Genomic DNA, 1,665 nt, shown 5'->3' with positions numbered 1-1,665 from the left:
GACTTAATTTTTTCTGTCAGGTAGTTAAACGTGCTGGAACTTTCTAGGGGAAATAACTGAATTTCACATTTCCCCTAGAATTTGGAGCGACGCGGGGTTATGCCAGGATAGGTGTAAATTAGTTATGAGGCTAGAAAGCCCCTAGATTTGATTCAAGCCTACTCTCTTGTGCGATCGCTTCACCTTATTAATCCAACCCTGATTAAGACGTAACACCTGCGAATAAGGTAAGTCTGTCTCTAACACCAAATCAAATACGAACGGCTTAACCCAATGGGGAAACCATTGATGGAATAGCCTTCTCACCGTCAATCGCCAGAAAAACTCAACCACCAACAACTTCTGGCGAGGGAATGTATAATCAGACAACTCTCGTAGAGCATGGGCATCCGGGACTCGTTGCTCTGAAAACATGGGCAAAACCTTCCCCCAATCATCTCCATACTGCTCTAACAACTGCCCTAAAATCAGCACATCCTCTAACGCCGAATTACACCCCTGCCCAATTGAGGGAGACACCGCATGAGCCGCATCGCCAATCAGTAACACGCTATCCCCTTCATGAAAGCGATCGCAGCGTACTGTTAACACCCTCGCCACTGGACGCTTCCGCAACGCCTCCGCCTCCTCTAGCGACATCAACTGACCAAAGATCGGGAAATTTTCCTGAAAAAATGCCTTAACGTCTTCCTTCGTGGATAATCCTTCTAGGGGATTAGTCTGAGCCTCAAAAATAATCACGCCATTCAATTGGTTTCCGGGTTGGGGAACCATGAGCATCCGAATTTTATTATTCAAATTCCAGGCATGAATTTTATTCGGTTCTAACTCCACTCCGGCACTGGGATTGAGCCGACTTAAAAACACCGATTTATAGGCATCCGGCACATAGCTTTGGGAACATACCAAGCCTGCATTCTCAACTAAATACTCTCGAATACGCGATCGCGCCCCATCAGCACCCACCAATAAATCGTAGTGAACGGTAAAGCTATCTCCCTGCTCCGGTTTCAACGTCACGGTTTTAGCCGTTCCATCCACCGCCGTACATTCACAGTTGAAATGTACCTTAACCTGATTCGGACTATAAGTTTCAGTTAATTGCTGCAACAGAATTGTCACGAGGCGATTGCGATCAATTGTGAGAACCGGATTTTGGCGAGGAACCTGTCGGACTTTGCCCTTTTTCCCATAGATAATCGTCCCCTGACAGAACACACTTTGAGCAGCAATCGAGGACTCTAACCCAACAATTTCTCGTATCGCCTTTCTACCACGTTCCTGAAGCGAAATCGGGAACGTGCGGTTTCTAGAAACATTAACCCTGAGCGAAGCCGAAGGAGTCAACCGAGGATCGGGGCGACGCTCATAGATATCAATGTGGTAGTTGCCCCGGCGCAATAAATAGTGTGCCAGTAACACTCCAGTCGGACCGGCTCCAATAATTACAATGTTTTGAATCATCGGGGGATATCCAACATTTTTTAGTTGATGTACAGAACTTTATCAGACTCTAGGGGTTTAGGGGAATAATAAAACCCACATTCCGCACTTCAAAATGTAGTATAACTGAAGTATGAAGGGCGCTCGCTAAAACGAGGTATTGGCTGAGTAAAAATACTTAGTTAATTAACGGAGCCAAGATTTGACTCAATGAATCAACAG

Annotated in this window: 1 protein-coding gene; it reads right to left on the bottom strand. The window is 45.8% G+C overall.

Translation table 11 applies throughout. The features are described 5' to 3' along the window. Positions 1-141: 141 nt before the first annotated feature. The gene (locus tag IQ257_RS29565; RefSeq protein WP_193933518.1) at positions 142-1,464 is read right to left on the bottom strand and encodes an FAD-dependent oxidoreductase; all 1,323 of its coding nucleotides are present in this window, start codon (positions 1,462-1,464) and stop codon (positions 142-144) included. Positions 1,465-1,665 lie beyond the last annotated feature (201 nt).

The sequence above is a fragment of the Coleofasciculus sp. LEGE 07092 genome, from assembly GCF_015207375.1.
Lineage (GTDB): Bacteria > Cyanobacteriota > Cyanobacteriia > Cyanobacteriales > Coleofasciculaceae > LEGE-07092.
This window is presented reverse-complemented; position numbering and strand designations above follow the sequence as displayed.

Bases quoted from the DNA above. Each gene is read 5' to 3' on its own strand.
- IQ257_RS29565 (WP_193933518.1), bottom strand. From the start codon at position 1,464: ATGATTCAAAACATTGTAATTATTGGAGCCGGTCCGACTGGAGTGTTA.